This window comes from Streptomyces sp. NPDC055078, assembly GCF_053607985.1.
This window is the reverse complement of record NZ_JBSGUP010000594.1, coordinates 1-5135: the sequence shown is the minus strand read 5'-3', so window position 1 is coordinate 5135 and position 5135 is coordinate 1. Positions and strand designations below refer to the sequence as shown.

The window sequence follows — 5135 nt, the reverse complement described above, 5'->3', positions numbered from 1 at the left end:
GTCGGGTACGCGTTCCGCCAGGGCTCGTAGTGCGGGTTGTCCTGGCACTCGTTCATGATCTCGATCTTCTTCACCTTGTCGACGGGGCAGACCCCGACGATGAACTCCCGCGCCACCCCGCCCGGGAACGCCACCTCGACCTGGTCGGCGTACTTGTGGGTGTCACCGATGGTCGCGTTGACGTCGACACCGCCGGGGGCGTCGACGTAGTAGTTCCAGCCGCTCTTCCACCAGGTCTTGTACAGGTCGTGGTTGTAGGTCGTCGAGACATACGGGGACGGCTGGTTGACCAGGACGTACTTCTCGATGTCGTACTGACCGTCGATCGGGGCCTTCGGGTGGAAGCCCTGCTCGAAGACGACCTCCGGCGGGCGGCCGTCCGAGCGGTAGAGCTGCTTGCAGTCGGTGCGCCAGGCCGGGTCGGGGGTGATGCGGTCGGTGTCGACCCGGAGGTCGGCGGCGGCGAAGAGCCGGTCCTCGACCTTCGGACAGGAGTTGGCCGGTGCGGCCTTGGCCACCGCCGCCGTCCTGACGGCGGGGGCGGTCTCCGGGGTGGAGGCGGCGGAAGTGGCGGCTGCGGCCGGGACGAGGGCGGTGGAAAGAGTCAGGACTACGACAGCGGCCCGTCGGCGCAGGCGAGTTGTGATCATAGGGATCACTGTCCCGGCCGGAGGCCGACAGGCCGCGCACCGTCACCCGTGGGTGGGCGAGTTGGGCCGTTCCGGTGACGCGGCGGTTGCCGTCCAGGACCCGGCAGCGGGCTCCCCGGCCTCGTCGCCGACCGCGCCGCCGACCTTGTTGTCCACCGCACCGCCCGATTCGCTGCCGACCGCACCGCCGGACCCGCCGCCGGACTCGCTGTCGGCCCCGCCGCCGGTCAGCGGAAGACCCCCGTGTGGCCGAGCGAGTACCGCCCCGGCTGCGGATAGACCGCGAGCCCGTGGGGACCACTGCCCACCGGGATACGGGCGAGCTGCTTCCCGGTCCTCGTGTCGATCGCGTACACCTCGGAGTCATAGCGCCCCGACAGCCACAGCACCTTGCCGTCCGCCGAGACACCGCCCATGTCCGGGCTGCCGCCGTCCGGCAGCCACCACTTCTTGGTCAGCTTGTTCCGCGCGAAGTCGAAGACCGAGACGGAACCCTCGCCCCGGTTGGGGATGTACATCTCCTTGGAGTCCCGGCTGATGTAGAGGCCGTGGCAGCCCTTGCCGGTGGGCAGCAGGGTCGGGGTGGTGAACTTCTCGCCGTCGAGCACCCAGACGCCGTGCGCCATCATGTCGGCGACATAGAAGGTCTTGCCGTCCGGGGAGATCTTCACATCCTGTGGCATCGCGCCCTTGAAGGGCAGTTTCTGCTGGCCGACGACGGTCATCCGTTCGGTGTCGACCTTGAGCAGCTCGCCCGAGAACTCACAGGACACGACGAAGTACCGGCCGTCGGCGGAGAAGTCGGCGTGGTTGACGCCGTAGCAGGAGACCGGGGTGGTCTTCACCCGGTTCATGGTGTGCGGGTCGCGGAAGACGAGTTCGCGGTCGAGGGACGCCATCACGACGGCGTACTTGCCGTTGGGGGTGAAGTAGAGGTTGTACGGGTCGTGGACCTCGACCGGCTTGCCCGCCTTGCCGTCCGCCGGGTTGATCGGGGTGAGCGTATGGCCGCGGTTGTTGTTGACCCAGAGCGTCTTGAGGTCCCACGACGGGACGACGTGCTGTGGCTGGACGCCGACCGGGATCGTCTCGACGACCTTGTAGGTGGCGGGGTCGATGACGGAGACCGTGTTGGAGTTGGTGTTGGGGACGTAGACGCGCGAGGGGAACTTCCGGACCACGGGCGAGAGCCGGCCCGGCCGGTCGGCGGCGTAGATGTCCTTCGGGTCCAGGACCGGGGGCATCCCCGGCAGCCCGGCGGGGGCGGTGGCCCGGGGCGCCTTCGGCCGGGCGGGCGGCGCGGCGGCCGTGGTCTCGCCTCCGTCGGTGCCGTTCGCCCGGGTCGCCCGGTCCGAGTCGGTGCCGCAGCCCGCGAGCAGGACGAGCAGCGCCCCGGCGCACAGGGCCCAGGACCGCTTGCCCCGGTGGGTCGGGACCAGAGCACGAGACCGCACCCGGGTGCCCGCCTTGGTCCGCACCGGCCGGGTCCACACCGGCCGGGTCCGCACCGCCCGGGTGCCCGGGGTTCTCGGCGGTGGGAGCGGGGTGGGTGAGGTGAGCGGGGGTGGAGCGTCGGCGGACTGGGTGTCCGGGGCGAGAGTGTCCGGGGCGGGGGCGTCCGTGGCGGGGTGCATCAGCTCAGCAGCTCCGTGGTGGTCACCGCGCGCAGTCCGCGGCGGTTCAGGTCATCGAGGAGGGCGGGCAGTGCGGCGACCGTGTCCGCGTAGCCGAAGTGCAGGCTCACCACCGATCCGCGCTGGATCTGCCCGGTGACGGTGCGGGTCACGGCCGTGGCCCCGGGCGAGGTGGAGTCGAGGGAGTCGATGTCGTACGAGAGGACATGCGGGTAGCCGGCCCGCCGCGCGGCCCGGACGACGAGCGGGGTCGCGTACCGCGTACGGGAAGGGCGGAACCAGCTGCCGATGGAGCCGGTCAGCCGGCGCAGCCGCTCGGCGCACCCGGTGATCTCGGCGTACGCGTCGGCCTCGGACATCTCCGTGATGGTCAGATGGCGCTGGGTGTGGTTGCCGAGGTCATGGCCGCCGTCGAGGACCCGGCGGGCGAGGTCCGGGTAGGCGTCGAGCCAGTCGCCGACGGCGAGCACGGTGAGCCGGGCGCCCGCCCGTTCGGCCTCGGCGAGTACGGCCCTGGCGGTGGCGGGGTCGCCCGCGCCGTGGAAGGTGAGGGCCACCCGGTCGCGGTCGCGGGGGCCGTGGGTGATCTGCGCGGGCTGCCCGGGGTAGCGGCGGGCGGCCGGGACCGGGCGCCCGGCCCGGGAGGGTCGGGCGGGAGCGGCGGGCGGCGCGGGCCGGTCCTGGGCGGTACCGCTGTCGGTGCAGCCCATGGCGAGAGCGCCCGCGAAGGCCGCCCCCGCTCCCGCGCGCAGTGCGCTGCGGCGGTCGATCGAGGTCACGGAAAGGCACAGTAAGGGCGCAATGGACGAAAGGTAACGATTGCCCCATTAGCCAGAGCCTGCGGGTCGCGGGCACGCCCGAGGGGCCGATCGAAGAAAGATCTCTCGCGAGCGCGAACTGGTCATGATTTACGAGGCCAGAAGGTCATCTCGCCTGCGATTCCCGATCAATCTATCCAGATTTAACACTTATGCCGGAGTGGGGGATTTTGCTTTGGGGCCCCCATCTGCCATAGTCGAGGGAACGACCTCCCCTTGACCCGGGCCAGGTCGTCAACAGCGGCCGTGGAGACACCCCCGATTCCACGGCGCTCCACAGAAGCCCCCGACGCGACCGCACCCCGGCCCGCACGGGGGCTTCTGCGAGCGTGTGGGTATGGGCCGGGGGGATGGGCCGGGGGGGTATCGGGTCGCGTGACTGCTCAGCGCCGCTCAGGACTGCGCGGAATGGCGCTCCGTGACCCGCATCTCGAACCAGGTCGTCTTGCCGCGCGGCAGCAGGTCAACTCCCCACCGGTCGGAGAGCTTGTCGACAAGAAACAGCCCCCGGCCGCTGATGTCCATCGGCAGTACCGGCAGCAGACAGGGGAGCCCGCGCGAGGGGTCCCGCACCTCGACCCTGATCCAGCCGCGGCGGCGCAGGATCCGCAGTCCGAAGACCCGCGCTCCGGTGTGCCGCACGGCGTTTCCCACCAGTTCGGAGACGAGCAGCACCGCGTGCTCGGCGGTCTGCGCGGAGAGCGCCCACTGGCGCAGAATCACACAGTGCGTCAGCCGGCGGGCGGTGGCGGCGGATTCGGGACGGGAGGGGAGCCGGACTTCGTCCTCCGTCGGGTTGCCGTACAACTCCAGCGCCTTGAGCGCCTGTTCGTCCTCGATGGCTGTCACCCACCGTGTCGCGGTAGCGCTGCCACGCTGCCGCGGTTGTTCCGCTCCTTCGAGGCCCGCCATGCCACCATCATGGCCGCAATACGCCGTTTCCGTGGTCGTTCCAGCGGAATACCGCCCCCGGAGGCGCTCGCTCCGAGGGCGCTTTCCGGCATATGACGGTGGCCTCATACGTACTCCCGTGCCCCTGCCGGACCGTATGGACACCCGGTCAGCGGAGAAAGCCGACAGCGACAACCGGCAGCGACAACCGGCAGGGAGCCGTCCGCCGCGTATCCCGCGGGGGGCTGCTCAGAGGAACGTGGCCTTGCCAGGACCGTCCGCCACGAAGCTGCGCATCCCGCGCTCGCGGTCCTCCGTCGCGAACAGGCCGGCGAAGCAGTTCCGCTCGATCGTGAGGCCGGTCTCGATGTCCGTCTCCAGACCCGCGTCGATGGATTCCTTGGCGGCCCGCAGCGCCAGCGCGGGCCCCTTCGCCAGCTTCGCCGCCCATGCGTGGGCCTGCTCGTACACCTCGGCGGCGGGGACGACCCGGTCGACCAGTCCGAGCGAGAGGGCCTCGTCGGCCTTCACCATCCGGCCGGTGAAGATCAGGTCCTTGGCCTTGGCGGGGCCGACCAGCCGGGCGAGCCGCTGGGTGCCGCCCGCGCCCGGGATCAGTCCGAGCAGGATCTCCGGCTGGCCCAGCCTGGCGTCGTCCGCCGCGATCCGGAAGTCGGCACAGAGCGCCAGCTCACAGCCGCCGCCCAGGGCGTAGCCGGTGACGGCGGCGACGACGGGCTTGGGGATACGGGCGATGGCGGTGAACGACTCCTGGAGCGCCCGGGACCGTACGACCATCGCCGTATGGTCCATGTGCTGCATCTCCTTGATGTCCGCACCGGCCGCGAACACCTTCTCGCCGCCGTACAGGATCACCGTCCGCACATCCTCGCGGCGGGTCGCCTCATCGGCCAGTTCGCGCAGCCGGTCCTGGATCGCGATGTCCAGCGCGTTCATCGGGGGGCGGTTGAGCCGGATGGTGCCGACGCCGTCGGCGACTTCGAGTGTCAGAGTCGTCATGCAGGCAGGTTAACCGGCGCTAACGCGAGCGGGCCCGGTGCTCTCCGTCACATACACGGGCACATGCGAGGGCTCATGGACGGGCACACACGCGGGCACATACGTAGGCTAAATGCGTGGGC

General features: G+C 70.7%; 5 protein-coding genes. All 5 read right to left on the bottom strand.

Annotated elements, in window-relative coordinates:
* Positions 1-650: ADP-ribosyltransferase (locus ACWF94_RS32850; RefSeq protein ID WP_453496920.1), on the bottom strand; the 650-nt coding region annotated here is incomplete at its 3' end.
* Between the two features lie 227 nt (positions 651-877).
* Positions 878-2284, bottom strand: a complete 1407-nt coding sequence (locus ACWF94_RS32845; RefSeq protein ID WP_453496917.1) for a YncE family protein — start codon at positions 2282-2284, stop codon at positions 878-880.
* The gene (locus tag ACWF94_RS32840; RefSeq protein ID WP_453496914.1) at positions 2284-3063 is read right to left on the bottom strand and encodes a polysaccharide deacetylase family protein; all 780 of its coding nucleotides are present in this window, start codon (positions 3061-3063) and stop codon (positions 2284-2286) included. Before ACWF94_RS32840 ends, ACWF94_RS32845 begins: the two co-directional genes overlap by 1 nt.
* A 432-nt stretch (positions 3064-3495) precedes the next feature.
* Positions 3496-4014 (bottom strand): ATP-binding protein, encoded by a 519-nt coding sequence (locus tag ACWF94_RS32835; protein ID WP_453496911.1) that lies wholly within the window; start codon positions 4012-4014, stop codon positions 3496-3498.
* 228 nt (positions 4015-4242) lie between these two features.
* Positions 4243-5013 carry an enoyl-CoA hydratase/isomerase family protein gene (locus ACWF94_RS32830; protein WP_453496908.1) on the bottom strand — a complete coding sequence of 257 codons (771 nt, stop codon included), beginning with the start codon at positions 5011-5013 and terminating at the stop codon, positions 4243-4245.
* Between the last annotated feature and the right edge of the window lie 122 nt (positions 5014-5135).